Origin of the sequence: Streptomyces sp. NPDC058812 (assembly GCF_042744565.1) — a bacterium.
In the GTDB taxonomy this organism is placed as follows: domain Bacteria; phylum Actinomycetota; class Actinomycetes; order Streptomycetales; family Streptomycetaceae; genus Streptomyces; species Streptomyces thinghirensis.
The window spans coordinates 104797-121372 of record NZ_JBHYOB010000009.1 but is presented as its reverse complement, the minus strand read 5'-3'; the positions used below and the strand labels follow the sequence as shown (position 1 = coordinate 121372).

The 16576-nt window shown below is 72.1% G+C and carries 16 protein-coding genes; 8 read left to right on the top strand and 8 right to left on the bottom strand.

From position 1 onward, the window contains the following. Nucleotides 1–199: 199 nt before the first annotated feature. Both ACFW48_RS20345 and ACFW48_RS20340 read right to left on the bottom strand, forming a co-directional pair. On the bottom strand, nt 200–1612 hold the full coding sequence (locus ACFW48_RS20345; RefSeq protein WP_386316490.1) for a DUF3152 domain-containing protein: 1413 nt from the start codon (nt 1610–1612) through the stop codon (nt 200–202). Nucleotides 1613–2085: 473 nt separating this feature from the next. Further along, a complete protein-coding gene (locus tag ACFW48_RS20340; RefSeq protein ID WP_386316488.1) occupies nt 2086–3108 on the bottom strand; it encodes an alpha/beta fold hydrolase in 1023 nt (340 codons plus the stop codon). A 221-nt stretch (nt 3109–3329) separates the two neighbouring features. Here ACFW48_RS20340 and ACFW48_RS20335 point away from each other — a divergent pair, with 221 nt between their 5' ends. The 4 genes from ACFW48_RS20335 (at nt 3330) to ACFW48_RS20320 (ending at nt 5298) form a co-directional block, all read left to right on the top strand. Next, nucleotides 3330–3551: a hypothetical protein gene (locus tag ACFW48_RS20335; protein ID WP_386316486.1), complete on the top strand. Its 222-nt coding sequence runs from the start codon at nt 3330–3332 to the stop codon at nt 3549–3551. 228 nt (nt 3552–3779) lie between these two features. Beyond that, on the top strand, nt 3780–4421 hold the full coding sequence (locus ACFW48_RS20330) for a TetR/AcrR family transcriptional regulator (protein ID WP_375923510.1): 642 nt from the start codon (nt 3780–3782) through the stop codon (nt 4419–4421). Between the two features lie 167 nt (nt 4422–4588). Continuing rightward, nucleotides 4589–4816, top strand: a complete 228-nt coding sequence (locus ACFW48_RS20325) for a DUF3107 domain-containing protein (protein ID WP_121749090.1) — start codon at nt 4589–4591, stop codon at nt 4814–4816. Nucleotides 4817–5028: 212 nt separating this feature from the next. Next, nucleotides 5029–5298 carry a hypothetical protein gene (locus tag ACFW48_RS20320; protein ID WP_386316484.1) on the top strand — a complete coding sequence of 90 codons (270 nt, stop codon included), beginning with the start codon at nt 5029–5031 and terminating at the stop codon, nt 5296–5298. Nucleotides 5299–5356: 58 nt separating this feature from the next. Here ACFW48_RS20320 and ACFW48_RS20315 read toward each other — a convergent pair whose 3' ends face one another. Further along, nucleotides 5357–6130, bottom strand: coding sequence for a ferritin-like domain-containing protein (locus tag ACFW48_RS20315; RefSeq protein WP_386316482.1), 774 nt, complete (start codon nt 6128–6130; stop codon nt 5357–5359). A gap of 504 nt (nt 6131–6634) precedes the next feature. Between ACFW48_RS20315 and ACFW48_RS20310 the strand changes: the two genes are divergently transcribed. Continuing rightward, the gene (locus tag ACFW48_RS20310; RefSeq protein ID WP_386316850.1) at nt 6635–9259 is read left to right on the top strand and encodes a DEAD/DEAH box helicase; all 2625 of its coding nucleotides are present in this window, start codon (nt 6635–6637) and stop codon (nt 9257–9259) included. A gap of 352 nt (nt 9260–9611) precedes the next feature. After that, nucleotides 9612–10505: an alpha/beta fold hydrolase gene (locus tag ACFW48_RS20305; RefSeq protein ID WP_386316480.1), complete on the top strand. Its 894-nt coding sequence runs from the start codon at nt 9612–9614 to the stop codon at nt 10503–10505. A gap of 22 nt (nt 10506–10527) precedes the next feature. Here ACFW48_RS20305 and ACFW48_RS20300 read toward each other — a convergent pair whose 3' ends face one another. Next, nucleotides 10528–11433, bottom strand: a complete 906-nt coding sequence (locus ACFW48_RS20300; protein WP_386316848.1) for an NYN domain-containing protein — start codon at nt 11431–11433, stop codon at nt 10528–10530. A 237-nt stretch (nt 11434–11670) separates the two neighbouring features. Between ACFW48_RS20300 and ACFW48_RS20295 the strand changes: the two genes are divergently transcribed. Continuing rightward, complete coding sequence (locus tag ACFW48_RS20295) at nt 11671–11823, top strand: hypothetical protein (protein ID WP_007444413.1); 153 nt, start codon at nt 11671–11673, stop codon at nt 11821–11823. Between the two features lie 118 nt (nt 11824–11941). Here ACFW48_RS20295 and ACFW48_RS20290 read toward each other — a convergent pair whose 3' ends face one another. From ACFW48_RS20290 to ACFW48_RS20280, 3 genes are all read right to left on the bottom strand, one after another. Beyond that, nucleotides 11942–12547 carry a MarC family protein gene (locus tag ACFW48_RS20290; RefSeq protein ID WP_386316478.1) on the bottom strand — a complete coding sequence of 202 codons (606 nt, stop codon included), beginning with the start codon at nt 12545–12547 and terminating at the stop codon, nt 11942–11944. A gap of 65 nt (nt 12548–12612) precedes the next feature. Beyond that, complete coding sequence (locus ACFW48_RS20285) at nt 12613–13470, bottom strand: PHP domain-containing protein (protein WP_386316476.1); 858 nt, start codon at nt 13468–13470, stop codon at nt 12613–12615. A gap of 149 nt (nt 13471–13619) precedes the next feature. Next, the gene (locus ACFW48_RS20280; RefSeq protein WP_386316474.1) at nt 13620–14261 is read right to left on the bottom strand and encodes a DUF6758 family protein; all 642 of its coding nucleotides are present in this window, start codon (nt 14259–14261) and stop codon (nt 13620–13622) included. Between the two features lie 192 nt (nt 14262–14453). On the opposite strand from ACFW48_RS20280, the gene ACFW48_RS20275 reads away from it, so the two are divergent. Next, on the top strand, nt 14454–15677 hold the full coding sequence (locus tag ACFW48_RS20275) for an MFS transporter (protein WP_386316472.1): 1224 nt from the start codon (nt 14454–14456) through the stop codon (nt 15675–15677). Between the two features lie 42 nt (nt 15678–15719). Here ACFW48_RS20275 and ACFW48_RS20270 read toward each other — a convergent pair whose 3' ends face one another. Continuing rightward, on the bottom strand, nt 15720–16316 hold the full coding sequence (locus ACFW48_RS20270; protein WP_386316470.1) for a suppressor of fused domain protein: 597 nt from the start codon (nt 16314–16316) through the stop codon (nt 15720–15722). Between the last annotated feature and the right edge of the window lie 260 nt (nt 16317–16576).

The following is a 16576-nucleotide window of genomic DNA, read 5'->3' as shown; positions in this document are numbered from 1 at the left end:
GTCGGGTTGGGGGTGCGTTTGTGGGCCGGGGGGGGCGGCGGGGTTCTAATGTTGGTGGTCTGTGTGTTGTTGTTTGGTCGTTTTGGCCTCCCCACCACCAAAAGGGGTGAACGGGCGTGACTTTCCCGTGCGGGGCGCGTTCCGTCGCGCTAAGAGATCAGACAGTCACCGCAAGTGATGCGGCGGCCATGGCTCGCGATCAGCTGTTGGGGTAGGCCCAGGGGTTGGGACGGCAGTCGATTCCGTCGTGGTCGACGAACTTGGTCTGCTGCTGCATGACCGGTGCGAGTTCGCCGTCCTTGTCGCAGGTGACGTGGTTGAAGCCGATGCGGTGGCCGATCTCGTGGTTGATCAGCATCTGCCGGTACCCGTGGATGTCGTCGCCGTACGGCTCCGCGCCCTGCGCCCACCGGTAGGCGTTGATCATCACGCGCTCGGTGGCGGCCGAGTCGCAGGACACGTTGTCCTCGGTGGTGTCCAGGCCCGACTTGGCGCACCAGTCGGCGGTGGTGCCGGGGCTGGCCAGCGTGATCACGAAGTCGGGCTGCCCGGAGTGGATGCGCTCGAAGGAGCGGGCGCCGTTGTGGGCCCAGCTCCGGTCGTCGTTGAGCGTCTTGTGCACGGCCTCGGCGAAGAGTCCCCCGTCGAGGCCGAGTCCCTGCTCCACGTCCACGCGGTAGGTGTACTTCTGCCCCGTCCCCGGTCCCTTGTCGATGCCGGGGATCGCGTCGAACTTCCCCGAACCGTCGAGCTTGGCGCCGAGCGGGTACCTCTTCTCCATCTTGTGCTCGTACGTCAGCGGTGCCGCGGACTCGGGGGCGGAGGGCGTCGGCCGTCCGTCCGCCCGCGACGCGGAGTCGTTGACGTCGCGGGCCTGGTCGGTGGCGGACTGCGAGCGCGCGTCGTCGCCGTCCGCCCCGTCGGCGACCTGGCCGGCCACGACGACCGCCAGCACGGTGGTGACGGCGGCCGCGGCGATGCCGGTGAACGTCCTGCCCTTACCGCCCTTGCCCGGTACGGGTTCACCCGTGGGTGGCGCGTCGTCGGCGCCCGTGACGCCGCCGTCCCCGCCCTCGGCGCTCCAGTCGGTGACGGAGGCGTACGGGTCGGCGGGCTGCGCGGAGACGGGGGTGGGGCGCGAGGGGCGGGGCACGAAGACGTCGTCGTCCCCACCGAAGGCGTCCAGGTACTCCTGCCGCGGTCCCCCCGGAGGCGCCTGCCGCTGCCGCGGGAAGGGCTGGCCGGACTGCCTCGCGGACCGGCCGGGCGGCCCGGGGTACCCGGGACGCGAGGGGGGCGCAGAGTGCGAGGGGTGCGAGGAGGCGCCGGTGGGCGGTCCCGTCGGCGCACCGGGCCCGGCACCGGCCCGTCCGTTCACGTCGCCCCAGCCACCGCCGGGTTCACGCTGCTCGGGATGGCCGCCACGGACCGGCGGCACATCACGCGCCGGGGCACCGTCCGGGACCCCGGGAACACCACGCGCGGGCGTGCCGTCCGCCACCCGCGGAAAACCGTGCGCCGGCGTGCCGTCCCCCACCCCGGGGAACCCATGCGCCGGCGTGCCGTCCCCCACCCCGGGGAGCCCATGCGCCGGCGTGCCGTCCGAAACCACCGGAAATCCACGTGCGGGCGTCCCGCCGGAAACCGAAGGGAACCCGCGCGCAGGCGTCCCATCGGAAACCGACGGAAATCCACGCGCCGACGTCCCATCGGAAACCGAAGAAAATCCACGCGCCGGCGTCCCATCCGACCCCACCGGGAACCCACGCACCGGCGTCCCAGCCGAAACCGACGGAAACCCGTGCGCCGGCGTCCCGTCCGGAAGCCGTGGGCCCGGACCCGCGTGCCCCCGGGGGGCAGGGACACCCTGGCCCCCGCTCCCGCCCTGGGTACTCCCCGATGCCGGTGCCCCGCGGGGCGCCGCGCCGGGTGTTCCGTTCGTCGGCGGCGTCTGCTCCTCTGCCGAAGGACCGGGCGCCCGGCGGCGGCCCAGCAGGCCGGGCCGGCCCTCGCGTGCTGCGGCGGTGCCCTCGGCGTCGGCCCTGGGGGCGGGTCCGCGGCGGCTGTGGCGTCCCACTTCGCGCCTCAGCCTCCTGTGGTCTGGTTGGCGGGCTCGTCGTCGACGGCCGCGTCGATCCTCTCGCCGACCGCCGATTCCCCGGTGTCCGCGAGGAGTTCGCGGAACGCCGTGGCCACGGTCTCCGGATATTCCATCATCGCCACGTGTCCCGCGTCCGGCAGGGTCAGCAGCCGGGAGTCACGGAAGGCGCGGGCAGCCCGCTGTGCCATGCGGTAGCCGACGAGTTGGTCCCGTCCACCGTAGACCAGCAGCGTCGGTGCGAGAACCCGTTCGGCCTGTCGCCACAGCCCCTGCTGGCCGCCCACCGTGTACGCGTTGACTATCCCGCGGGCGGAACGCGCCATCGCGTCCCAGAAGTACGGCAGCTCCAGTCGCCGCTCCATCTCCTCCACCGCGTTGCGGAAACCTTCCGGCGACACTCGTCCCGGGTCTCCGTAGCAGAGCGCCGTCACGCCGCGGACCCGCTGCTCCGCGGTCCACTCGCGGGTGAGCCGGGTGAACAGCGAGACCACCCCCGGCAACGCCAGCAGCCCCGTCGGCACGGCGCTGCGCTGCACGCGTATCTCCGGCAGCGCGGGCGACACGAGGGTCAGCGTCCGCACCAGGTCGGGCCGCACCGCGGCGACGCGGGTGACGACGGCGCCGCCGAGCGAGTTGCCGAAGAGGTGCACGGGGCCGCGCCCGGCCGCGTCGAGGTGGCGCACGACCGCGCGCGCGTGGCCCGTGATCGAGTAGTCACCGTCGTCCGGTGGCGGGGAGTCGCCGAAGCCCGGCAGGTCGAGGGCCTCGCTGTCGACGACGCCGTCCAGCAGCTGCATCAGCGCCGACCAGTTCTGCGAGGAACCGCTGAGGCCGTGGACGTAGAGCGCGGGCGGCAGGCCCTCGCGGGCCGGTGGTCTCGAGCGCACCGTCAAGGTGATACCGGGCAGGTGGACCGACCTGAGCCGCTCGCCGGCCGCGACCTTGACGGCTGCGACCTTCGGCAGCACGTTGGCGGGCGGCACGGACGGCGGCTCGATCGAAGGCATGCGGCAATGTTACGAGACGATCACGCAGTGGTTCATGTGTTCGCCATCACAAGCACGGGTGCGACGGCGCGGCATCCGGGTACTGATGCCGACAGCGCACGGAACGGGCGCGGACGTTGGCGACGCATGGCGTCCGGATCGGGTGTCTCCTAGGCTCGTGGAGTGGGCACCCGCGTGTGGCCCCTGCATCTTCAGGGACGTTCGTAGGAAGGGAGCCCAGCATGACCGTCGACCCGACCGACCCCGAGACCTTCGACGACGAGTCACAGGAAGCGGAGGAATTCGACGTCGAGGCGCCGGACGCCGACGCCGCCGAGCAGCAGGCGGACATCGCTCCGGAGCGCGACGACCCGTTGACCGGCGTCGATCCGGACCGCGCCAACGAGGCCGACCTGGCGGAACAGGCCCGGGTCGTCTCCCACGACGAGGACGACTACCGCTGAGACGCGGCCGCGGGCAACCGAAGACGCGGCACCGGAAGCGGCGGAGAGGCCTGCCGAACAGGAAGGAGGCCGATTCCTGCCCGGCCTGAACGCTTTTGAAACCTGTTGTGCGGCTATCGCCGCCGTCCGGTCCGTGAAATTCTGCGCTCGCACCGCACACACCACGGTTACCGAAAAGTACGATGGCGACGCGGCGCACACCGCACGAGGACGACTTTGGGAGGCGGCGTGACAGCCATCGAGCAGACAGAGGCGGTACGCCCGCGGGGCACACGCCTTCCCCGCCGAGCCCGACGCAACCAGCTGCTGGGCGCCGCACAGGAAGTGTTCGTGGCCCAGGGCTACCACGCGGCCGCGATGGACGACATCGCCGAACGCGCCGGCGTCAGCAAGCCGGTGCTCTACCAGCACTTCCCGGGCAAGCTCGACCTCTACCTCGCCCTGCTGGACCAGCACTGCGAGTCCCTGATCCAGTCCGTACGGAGCGCGCTCGCCTCGACCACCGACAACAAGCAGCGCGTCCGGGCGACGATGGACGCCTACTTCGCGTACGTCGAGGACGACGGCGGCGCCTTCCGCCTGGTCTTCGAGTCGGACCTGACCAACGAGCCCGCCGTGCGCGAGCGCGTCGACAAGGTCACGAACGAGTGCGCCGAGGCGATCTGCGACGTCATCGCGGAGGACACCGGCCTCTCGCGCGCCGAGTCGATGCTGCTGGCCTCCGGTCTGGGCGGTCTCGCCCAGGTGGTGGCCCGCTCCTGGCTGCACAGCGACCGCAGCGTGCCGCGCGACCAGGCGGTCCAGTTGCTGACCTCGCTGGCCTGGCGGGGCATCGCCGGCTTCCCGCTGCACGGCACCGAGCAGCACTGACCGTCACAGCGTGGCGGGCGGCGGCGGGCGTACGGCGATGCCGTTCCCGTCGGCTGTTCGCTCCTGGCGTTCTCCGACGCAGCGTGTACGTCCCCTCACCGGGCTAATGTGTCCTGGGTACGGCGCGGAAGATCGCGCACTTCACTGACCGTCGGAGGGACATAGCCGTGGAGGTCAAGATCGGCGTGCAGCACGCGCCCCGCGAGATCGTTCTGGAGAGCGGTCAGAGTGCCGAGGAGGTCGAGCGTGTGGTGGCCGAGGCACTCGCCGGCAAGTCGGCGCTGCTGAGCCTCGTGGACGAACACGGCCGCAAGGTCCTGGTGCCGGCCGACCGTCTGGCCTACGTCGAGATCGGCGAGCAGGCCCCTCGCAAGGTGGGCTTCGGCGCCCTGTAGTCGGCGGACGCGGAACGACGCACGCAGAACCGGGAGGGGCCCGGCGGTGAGTCACCGCCGGGCCCCTCCCGGTTCTGCCGTCGTCTCCTCCCGTCACCTCGTTCACGGACGGAGCACAGTTCACCCACAGGAGGAGGGTTGTATTCCGCAGGTCAGGGGTAAGACGGCTGTGACCGTTTCGGGCAGGCCGGCTGCGTGGGAGGGACCCCGACATGCTCTTGGAAGCGCTCAGCGCCGCGATCCTCGGCCTCGCCCTGGCATGGGCCGCCGCCCACCGTCTGCCCCACCGCCTGCCGGCCCGCGTCCTGGTCCTGCCGACGGGGGTCGCCGGGGCCCTCTTCGGGGCCTTCGTCACGCACACCGCGCTCGGCGCCGGCGGCCTCCTGCTGGTTCTCCTGGGCTCAGCGACCCTCTCCGCGGCCTCGCTGTCGCTGCTGCTGCGCCCCGCGGGCAGACTCCGCCGCCGATCGGCGACCGCCTGACAGGCCGTCGCCGTACCGGGTCGCGCCCGCGCTGACAGCGGCCAGACCGGTCAGGCGGTCAGGCGGCCAGACCCAGCGCCGCCATCCGCTTGGTGTGCGCCTCGGTGATCCGGGAGAACATCCTGCCGACCTCGGCGAGGTCGAAGCCGTCCGCGACACCGCCGACCAGCATCGTCGACAGCGCGTCCCGGTCGGCCACCACCCGCTGGGACTGCGAGAGGGCCTCTCCCATCAGCCGCCGTGCCCACAGCGCGAGCCGCCCGCCCACACGCGGGTCCGCGTCGATCGCCGCGCGCACCTTCTCCACGGCGAACCCCGCGTGCCCGGTGTCGTCGAGCACCGCCAGCACCAGCTCGCGGGTGTCGGAGTCGAGGCGGGCCGCGACCTCGCGGTAGAAGTCACTGGCGATGGAGTCGCCGACGTAGGCCTTGACGAGCCCCTCCAGCCAGTCGGACGGATCCGTCTGCTTGTGGAAGCCGTCGTACGCGGCCACGAACGGCTCCATCGCCTCCGTCGGCTCCTCGCCGATCTCGGCGAGCCGGTCCCGCAGCCGCTCGAAGTGGTGGAACTCCGCCGACGCCATCTTCGCCAGCTCAGCCTTGTCCGCGAGCGTGGGCGCCAGCTTGGCGTCCTCCGCGAGCCGCTCGAACGCCGCCAGCTCTCCGTACGCGAGTGCGCCGAGCAGGTCCACGACCGCGGCTCGGTACTGCGGGTCGGCGGCCGCCGTCGTCCAGTCCTGGGCGGCGACTCCGGTGGTTTCGGTGACTCCGGTGGCTCCGGTGGTTTCGGCGGGGGCGTCAGCGGCGTTGCCAGGCTTGTCAGAGCTCGTCATGCAGCGCACAATAGCCCGCCCGTGGCCTGCGAGAAGGCCCCCGGTCGGCCCCGGTCAGTCAGTGTGACGACGACTACGTGACCAAATCGGCCATCGCGTGTGCGCGAATCCAGGGTATGGTGGTAATGCGCCTGCCGAGTATGTGACGTACGGGTACGTAACATCGTCGTCGGGCCGCACGCATGAGGATGCCCGGTCGGTGGCCCGATCGGCTCCGACCCGACAGCCCTCCCTGCTGTACGCCGCAGTGCGTACGGAATCCGGAGGGGGACCCTCAGTGGTACGAGCGCTGGAGCGTCGACAGAGGTCCCGTGTCCTACGGCTCATTCCGTAAGGCAGCCGACGTCCCCGACACGGTCCGGCACGACCCGCGCGCTCGCCTCGCACCACGTACACAGAAGAGGCAGCACCCTGACTACGACGTTCCGATCCCTCGGGATCCTCCCCGAGACCGCCGAAGCCCTTGAGGCCGTCGGCATCATGACTCCCTTCCCCATCCAGGAGATGACGCTCCCCGTGGCCCTGTCGGGCAAGGACGTCATCGGACAGGCCAAGACCGGCACCGGCAAGACGCTGGGCTTCGGCCTCCCGCTCCTCGAGCGCGTGACCGTCCCCGCCGACGTCGAGGCGGGCCGCGCCGCGCCCGAGGCCCTGACCGACGCCCCGCAGGCCCTCATCGTCGTCCCGACGCGCGAGCTGTGCCAGCAGGTCACCAACGACCTCCTGACCGCCGGCAAGGTCCGCAACGTGCGCGTCCTGGCGATCTACGGCGGCCGGGCCTACGAGCCCCAGGTCGAGGCCCTGAAGAAGGGCGTCGACGTGATCGTCGGCACCCCGGGCCGCCTGCTGGACCTGGCGGGCCAGAAGAAGCTGAGCCTCAAGCACGTCAAGTGCCTGGTCCTGGACGAGGCCGACGAGATGCTCGACCTGGGCTTCCTGCCCGACGTCGAGAAGATCATCAACATGTTGCCGGTCCGGCGCCAGACCATGCTGTTCTCGGCCACCATGCCGGGCGCGGTCATCGGACTGGCCCGCCGCTACATGTCGCAGCCCACGCACATCTCCGCCACCTCGCCGGACGACGCGGGCGCCACGGTCGCCAACACGAAGCAGTTCATCTACCGCGCGCACAACATGGACAAGCCCGAGATGGTGTCGCGCATACTGCAGGCCGACGGCCGGGGACTGGCCATGGTCTTCTGCCGCACCAAGCGCACGGCGGCCGACCTGGCCGACCAGCTCAAGCAGCGCGGCTTCGCCTCCGGCGCGGTCCACGGCGACCTCGGCCAGGGCGCTCGCGAGCAGGCCCTGCGCGCCTTCCGCAACGGCAAGGTGGACGTGCTCGTCTGCACCGACGTCGCCGCCCGCGGCATCGACGTCGAGGGCGTGACGCACGTCATCAACTACCAGTCGCCGGAAGAGGAGAAGACGTACCTGCACCGCATCGGCCGCACCGGCCGCGCGGGCGCGAAGGGTACGGCGATCACGCTGGTCGACTGGGATGACATCCCGCGCTGGCAGCTGATCAACAAGGCGCTGGACCTGGGCTTCAGCGACCCGCCGGAGACGTACTCCACCTCCCCGCACCTGTACTCCGACCTCGGCATCCCCGAGGGCACCAAGGGCGTCCTGCCGCGCTCGGAGCGCACGCGCGCCGGCCTCGACGCGGAGGAGATGGAGGACCTGGGCGAGCCGGGCGGCCGCGGTGGCCGCGCGCGCGGCGACCGAGGTGACCGGAGCGGGCGCGGTGGCCGTGGTGACCGGGACGAGTCCCGTTCCGCCGACCGCGAGCGTTCGTCCCGTACGACGCCGCGTCGCCGGCGCCGGATGCGCGGCGGTGCTCCGGTGGACGCGGACGCCTCCGCGACCACCGCACCCGAGGCCGTGACCGGCGGTGCGGACAGCGCCGCCGACGTGGACACGGACGCCGCTCCCCGCACGCTGCGCCGTCGGCGCCGTACGCGCAGTGGAGAGTCGCGCCGACCGGTGACGTCCGCGACGACCGACGCCCCTGCCGCGCGGGTCACGGAGGGCACCGCGCTCTCGACCCCCGAGGTCACGGAGGTCACGGAGGTTGTGGAAACCCCCGAGGCCCCGGCGAAGTCGCGTCGCCGCCGCACCCGCAAGTCGGCCGAGACGCCGGCCGCTCCGCTGGAGACCACCCCGGTGGTCGAGCCGACGGTCGCCGACGTCCCGGTGATGGAGGCCCCGGTGACCGAGGCTCCCGTGGCGAAGCCGCGCCGCCGCACCCGTAAGGCCACGGCCGCCGAGACGGCGGTCGACACGGCCGAGGGAGCGGCCGAGCCCGCGTCCGAACCGACGGAGACGAAGCCGCGCCGCACCCGCAAGTCGGCCGCCGCGGCATCGCCCGCGACGGACACCGCGGGCACCGCGGATGCCAAGCCCCGCCGCACCCGCAAGGCCGCGGCCGCGGAGCCCACGGAGGTCACCGAGGCCGCCCAGGCGCCGGAGGCCGCCGAGGCCAAGCCGCGCCGTGCCCGGAAGACGGCCGCCGCCAAGGCCGAGGCCGCCGTCGACACCGCCGAAGGCACGGAGACCAAGCCGCGCCGCCGCACCCGCAAGGCCGCCGACCCCGTCGCGGCCACCGAGGCCGCCGCCGAGATCCCGGCCCAGACGGCACAGGAGCCGGAAGCGGCCGAGGCCAAGCCCCGGCGCACCCGGAAGACGGCCGCCACCAAGGCGGAAGCCGCCGTCGACACCGCCGAGGCCACGGAGACCAAGCCGCGCCGCCGCACCCGCAAGGCCGCGGAGGCCACCGAAACGGCCGCGCAGACGCCAGAGGCCGCCGAGGCCAAGCCCCGGCGCACCCGGAAGACGGCCGCCGCCAAGGCCGAGGCCGCCGTCGACACCGCCGAAGGCACGGAGACCAAGCCGCGCCGCCGCACCCGCAAGGCCGCCGACCCCGTCGCGGCCACCGAGGCCGCCGCCGAGATCCCGGCCCAGGCCTCGCAGGAGCCGGAGGCGGCACCGCGCCGTCGGACCCGTAAGGCGGCTGCCGTGGAGGCGCCCGCCGAGGCCACCGACACGGCCGAGGCGAAGCCGAAGGCTCGCCGCACCCGCAAGGCGGCCGCGGCCGCCACGCGGCCCGCGGAGTCCAGCGAAAGCTGATCAACGCCGCTCACCCGACCGCCGGCCCGGTCCCGCCACCCACGCGGGACCGGGCCGACGGCATTCCCACCCACGGCCGCCGCCCATCCCCCGGCCCAGCGCCTCACGCCACCGCCACCGCCACACCCGCCGTCGGCCCATCTCCGCCGTACGCCCGCAGCCGACCACGCAGCAAACCTCCGCAGCCCGGCGGACACCCCGGTCACCGCCCAAGCCTCGACCCCACCACCCCTCCACGCCCGGCCACCTCCCGCCCGCCGCGCCCGCCGCGCCCGCCGCGCCACCCAGCCCCAGGGGCCCCGGCAGCCCAGCCGCCCTCGCCCTCACCCCCACCGCCCGATAGCCTCTGCCCGTGAGCAGTAACGCCGCCTTCACCCCGCCCTCCGGCGCCCGCGCGTACCGGCTGCGTACCGCGCGTGGTGAGTTCGCCGTCGTCGACTCGCCCGTGGCCGGCGGGGTCGAGGCGAAGGGGACGGTGCTGATGCTGCCCGGGTTCACGGGGAGCAAGGAGGACTTCACGCTGTTGCACGAGCCGCTCGGGGCGCGCGGATACCGCACGGTCGCCGTGGACGGGCGGGGCCAGTACGAGTCCGACGGGCCGGAGCACGACGAAGCCGGCTACGCGCAGGCCGAGCTGGCCCGGGACGTACTCGCGCAGGTCGCCGCTCTCGGGACGCGTGCGCATCTCCTCGGGCACTCCCTCGGTGGTCAGATCGCACGGGCCGCCGTGCTGCTCGACCACGCCCCCTTCGTCTCCCTCACGCTGATGTCCTCGGGCCCGGCGCGGATCTCCGTCTCCCAGCAGCAGCGCGTGAAGCTCCTTCGGGACGCGCTCGACACCATGACGATGGCCGAGGTCTGGGAGGTGATCCAGGCGATGGGGCCGCCCGAGGAGGTCGGCGCCCCGGCACCCGCGCACGGCCCGGACGAACCGGAACGGCTGCGCGGCCGCTGGCTGGGCACCAGGCCCGCTCAGCTCCTCGCCACGGGGCGGCAACTGTGCACGGAGCCGGACCGAGTCGGCGAGCTCGCCGCCGTGCCGCTGCCGTTCCACGTGCTGTCGGGCGCCTACGACGACACCTGGCCCGTACCCCTTCTGGACGAGATGGCCGTACGGCTGGACGCGCGCCGGACCGTGATCGCCGGTGCCGAGCACTCCCCCAACACCGACCAGCCCGAGCCGACCGCACGCGCCCTCGCCGACTTCTGGGACGGCGTCCCCACCCAGCGACGGCTGGACCGCTAGTACCGCGCTCAGTACCGCGCGCTCAGTACTGCGCCCGCAAGTGCTCCCAGAAGCCGTCCCGCAGCGCCCTGCGCAGGTCGGCCTGGCCGCGGAGCGAGTACTGGAGCAGCCCCTCGGCCTCCACCAGCAGGTCCTGGTCCACCGAGCCGGGGAGGTAGGGGTGGCCGGGGAGCAGTTCCACCAGCGACTCGCGGCCACGTGCCGCCAACCACTTCGCCGCGATCTGCGCGCCCACGAAGCGGACGTCCTCGCGGGCCGGCCGGGCCGCGCCCGTCGCCTCGAAGGCGTGGGCCGTGCGCCGGGAGACGTACGGCTTGAAGAAGTCCAGGTCGAAGGTGCGCTGGCTGTCGACCTCCCAGAGCAGCGGGTCGGCTTGGTTGCGGCCCTCGGGCGCCTCGATGCCCCACAGGTGGACGCGGGCGCCGTACCCCTGGGCGGCCTCGACCGCCGAGACCAGGTCCTCGTCGCCGCCGAGCAGGGCCGCGTCGCTGATGGCGCGGTGCCGGGCGAGGGACTCCAGGTCGGAGCGGATGAGGGAGTCGACGCCCTTCTGCTGGTTGTTGGCGTTGAGGTTGCCCAGGCGGACCTTCACGTCGGGCAGCTCGGCGATGGACTGCTGCTCCGCGGTGTGGATGCGGCGCCGGGCGCCGTCGTACCAGTAGACCCGCAGCAGCCGGCTGTCCGCGAAGATGGTGCGCGCCTTGTCGATGAGCGCCTCGATCAGTCCCTCGGCGTCCAGGTCGAAGGCGCGGCGGTCCTCGGTCCCGGCCACCAGGCGCCCCGCAGCCGCGTAGAGGTACCCGGCGTCGACGAAGATCGCGTGCGTCGAGGGTGTCTTGGCCACCTCGGCGAGCATGCGCAGCAGCAGCTCGTTGGTGCGATCGATGCGGGCGTTCAGGGACGCGAGGTCGTCGTTCATCGCCTCCATTGTCCCGGCGGTCACGCTGCGAACACAACCGGTCCCGGTCAGTCTTGTACCGGTCACCTGACGGGCCGGGGACAAGCGACTTACCAGTCAGTAGTTAGCAGTTCGAAAAATTTCTTTAGCGTAGGGAATGTTTGCACCACGCAGCCCGTTGACTAACTACGTAAGCCTGGGCACCGACGACCCAGGAGCCACACCAGTAGTTCTCCTCAGGAGGATGACCAGAACAAGGGAGAGGCCATGCGCTTTGAAGTCATGCGACTCGACGACGTCGACGGAACCCCCGTGGACACGACCGTCGTGGACGCCGCCTCCGTGAATCGCATCGTTCAGCAAGCCGCCGCCATCGGGCAGCGCCTGTGGATCCGCCCCGCCGACACCTCGGCCTTGTAACGCGGACCCCGCACACACATCCAGGGCCCCCGCACGGAACTCCGTGCGGGGGCCCGGTGCGTGCCGACTACCGGCCCCCGGCCGGTTACCGGCCCCCGCCGGCCCGGCCGCCGCACGCTCACGCGCCCTGGATCACCTGCGTGACACCGTTGATGATCTGCTGCACCGCGATCGCGGAGAGCATCATGCCGGCGAGGCGGGTCACCAGGACCACGCCGCCGTCCTTGATGACCCGGATGATCAGCAGCGAGTACCGCATCACCAGCCACAGCACCACGTGGATCGCGAGGATCGCCGCCCACACCGACACCTGCGTGGTCGCGCTGTCGGCCTTCTGCACGGCCAGGATGACCGACACGATCGCACCGGGCCCGGCGAGCAGCGGCATGCCCAGTGGTACGAGCGCGACGTTGACGTCCTTGGTCTGCTTCGGCTCGTCGGTCTTGCCGGTGAGCAGGTCCAGCGCGATCAGCAGGAGCAGCAGCCCGCCCGCGATCATCAGGGCGGGCACGGACACGTGCAGGTAGTCCAGGATCTGGTGCCCGAGCAGACCGAACACGGTGATCACACCACCGGCGACGCAGACGGCCTGGAAGGCCATCCGCCTCTGCACCTTGGCGGGCCGGCCGGAGGTCAGCGCGAGGAAGATCGGGGTGATCCCGGGGGGATCCATGATGACGAAAAGGGTCAGGAAGAGGGAGCCGAAGACGGCGACGTCGAACATGGGTGAGCTATTTGCCTTGCGGGAGAGGGAAGGGGTGGGCGTGCGGGAGGGGGTTCAGACCCCGCTCAGACTCCGCCGGCCCCGGGCACGGGGAACGCCCCGAAAGCCCGCCGCGTGATCTCCCCGTACACCTCGGGGTCCGTCGTGTACTCACCGAGCACGCAGGTCTTCCGGCTGCCGTGGTAGTCGCTGGAGCCGGTCACCAGGAGTCCCAGTTCCCTCGCCGTCCCGCGCAGCCGCGTCCTCGTGTCCGCGTCGTGGTCCATGTGGTCGACCTCGATGCCGTCGAGGCCGGCGGCGGCCAGCTCGGCGATCGTGGTCTCCGGCACCGTACGGCCCCGCTTGGCGGCGGCCGGGTGCGCGAACACGGCGACCCCGCCCGCGCCCTTGATCAGGCGGAGCGCCTCGAAGGGGTCGGTCTCGTGCTTCTCCACGAAGGCCCGGCCGCCGTCGGCCAGCCAGTCCTGGGTGAAGGCGTCACCCACGGTCGGCACGACGCCGAGTTCGACGAGGGCGGTGGCCACGTGCGGCCGCCCGACCGAACCGTCGCCGGCGATGCGCGCGACCTGCTCCCAGGTGACGGGCACGCCCAGCGCGTTGAGCTTGGCGACCATGCCCTTGGCCCGCGGCACCCGGTCGTCCCGGACCAGCTCGCGCTCGGCGAGCAGGGCGGGCTCCTCCGGGTCGAAGAGGTAGGCCAGCATGTGCATGCTGACGCCGTCGACTCGGCAGGAGAGTTCGGCGCCGGTGACGAGCGTGAGCCCTTCGGGGAGCGCGGCGACGGCCTCGGCGTGGCCGCGGGTGGTGTCGTGATCGGTCAGCGCGATGACGTCCAGCCCGGTCGCGGCGGCCTTGCGCACCAGCTGGGCCGGGGTGTCCGTGCCGTCGGACGCGGTGGAGTGGGTGTGCAGATCGATGCGCACGACGCTGACTCCAAGCGGTGACGGAACGGAAGGGGACGCTCAAGGATAACCGGAACTCCACCCGCCACTGTCACACCCGCAGCGGCCCTGCGCCCCCTACGCTCCCCACGCCCACCACCGGCACCCGGCGCCCACCCGGCCCCGGGCACCTACGGCTGGATCAACCGCGGCGACAGCGCCCCGCACGGCACCAGGTCCACCTCGGCACCCGCGTCCCTCAGATCGGTCAGCACCAGCTCCTCGTACATGAGCAGCCCCGAACGCTCGGGCCACACGACGGCCCACAGCCACATCCCGAGTGCCTCCCCGGCGAAGACGGCGCGGTCGGCCGGGGCGCCGGAGACATGCCAGAGGGGGGTCGGACGGCCGACGGCCAGGACCTTCGCCTGGGGCGGCTTCTCGACGTTCATGTACGGGCCCGGGTCCGGGGCGTCGATGCCCGCGTACCGCGCGCCGAGACCGACGCCGAGTTCCTCGGCGACCAGGATCAGCTCACCGATGCCGCCGAGGGGGCCGGGACCGGAGCAGGCCACGGCGGTCGCCCGGCCGCCGCTGCGGTCGTCGCCCGCACAGGCCACGCCGGTGAACAGCCAGCCGACCGGCAGCGGCCACGGCATCCACACCGGTACCTGCGTGCGGTGCACCACGGCGCCGAGCGCCTCGACGCTGGGCGGAAGCACGGGCTGCAGCGGGTGCACGGTGCCATGCAGGTCGCACTGCCAGGAATCGGCGAAGAGACCGGGAGCCCTGACCCGGCCACCACACTTCGGGCAACTGGGTTCGCCCCTCATAGAGCCCCACGGTCCTACCCTCGCTCCCCCACGTCAAGGACGATCACCCATCCGGGCGGAACGGCTGACCAGCGGGAACTAGATGTAGCTTGCATTAATTAGCTACGCTAACTTACTGTATGCATACACCAACCACCTCGACCCGTCCGAACCCTCTGACTGATCCCCTCTCCCGTCGGCATTGGAGCAAGCATGGACCCCTTCGACGCGGGTGCGGGCGGCATCCTGCGACAGCCCAAGGCCGTGTGGGCGACCGCCGGTGCGTCCGTCGTGGCCTTCATGGGCATCGGGCTCGTCGACCCGATCCTGCCGTCCATCGCCAAGGGCCTGGACGCGAGCGCCGGCCAGGTCTCCCTCCTGTTCACCTCGTACTTCCTCATCACCGCCCTCGCGATGCTGGTCACGGGCTTCGTCTCCAGCCGCATCGGCGGGCGCAAGACCCTGCTGCTGGGCCTGGCCTTCGTCGTGGTCTTCGCGGGCCTGGCGGGCACCTCCGACACGGTCGGGCAGCTCGTCGGCTACCGGGCCGGCTGGGGCCTCGGGAACGCGCTGTTCGTCTCGACGGCCCTCGCGGTCATCGTCGGCGCGGCGGCCGGCGGCAGCGCCGCGGCGATCCTGCTCTACGAGTCCGCCCTCGGCCTCGGCATGGCCTGCGGCCCCCTGCTGGGCGCGCTGCTCGGCGACGCCAGCTGGCGCTACCCCTTCTTCGGCACGGCGTTCCTGATGGCGATCGGCTTCCTGTGCATCACGGTGTTCCTGAAGGAACAGCCGAAGCCGGCCCGCAAGACGTCGCTGCTCGACCCGCTCAAGGCGCTGGGCCACGGCGGACTCGCCTCCGCCGCCGTGTCGGCGTTCTTCTACAACTACACGTTCTTCACGGTGCTGGCCTTCACGCCGTTCGTGCTGAACATGACGCCGTACAAGTCCGGTGCCGTGTTCTTCGCGTGGGGGGTACTGCTCGCCGTCTTCTCGGTCCTCGTGGCGCCGCGCATGCAGAAGCGGTTCGGCTCACTGAAGGTGCTGGGCGGCTCGCTGGCGCTGCTCGCGGCCGACGTCCTGGTCCTCGGCTACGGCGATCACACCACCGCGATCGTCTGCACGATCCTGTCCGGCGCCTTCATCGGCGTGAACAACACCGTCTACACCGAGCTGGCCCTCGGGGTGTCGGACGCGCCGCGTCCGGTGGCGAGCGCGGGCTACAACTTCGTGCGCTGGTTCGCGGCGGCGGCCGCTCCCTTCTTCGCGCCGCGGATCGAGGAGTGGACCGACATCCACATCCCCTTCGTCGTGGCGGCGGTCACCGCCGTGCTGGGCGCGGTCGTGGTCCTCGTACGACGCCGCGCGCTCACCCACGACGCCGAGGAGCTGGAGCCCCGGCACGCGACCGAGGACGGGGTCACGGTCTTCGCCGGCTGACGGACGAAGGGCCAACTGACCGACGAAGACCGGTGAGTTGCGTCACCCGAGCGGAACGGTCCCACGGGACGGATCGCGCAGGTCCGTCCCGTGCGTCAGCCAGCGTTCCTGGAGGGCCTGCGCGCCGTGCACGCGCTTCCAGGCGGCCTCGTTCGCGGTCATCGGCAGCAGCGGCAGGAACCGTACGGGATCCAGCGGGGCGTCCAGCTCCAGATCCTCGACCAGGCCGCCCGGCTCGGCGACCAGGACCGACGTGAACGGCGCCCCGGGCCACAGCGCCTCCCCGACGTCCAGGGAGGCACCGGGCGCCACGATCACCCCCTCGACCTGCGGGGACGCGGCCAGCACGGCGAGCGGTCGGAGCACCTTGTCGGTGTCGGCGAGACCGGCCCGGACGGAGAGGACCAGCTCGGCGCGGGGACCCTTGACCGGGTCGGCCAGCACGGCCGCGGGGTCCGCCATGGGCTGCGACGACATACCGAGCGTGGCGTAACGGACGATCTCGCCCTCCTGGCCACCGCCGGGAAAGCGCAGCACCTCGATACGGTCGGTGCCGAGGAAGGTGACCGCCGCGCGCGCGTCCGGCTCGCCCAGCGCGCTGCGCAACCGGGCCTCGACCAGAGGAAGAACATCAGCCATGCGGCGAGCATAGAACTCGTAGTGACGAGGCAAAGCGGCGCCTTGACACACTGGGTGACTGGTACTCTGGCCCAGCGGTTCGGGGCAGCACGCAGCGCGTCGCGATCAAGCTCCCGACGCTATGAAGACTCCCCTACGGGGAACCCCTCCAAACGAGGGGATGGATCGTCCCTCACGAGGGACCGGCCGGAGGAGGTGGGGCTGGCATGGACCGAAGTCGACCGTGCAGTACCACCCGCTCTTCCGGCCGCTGACACAGC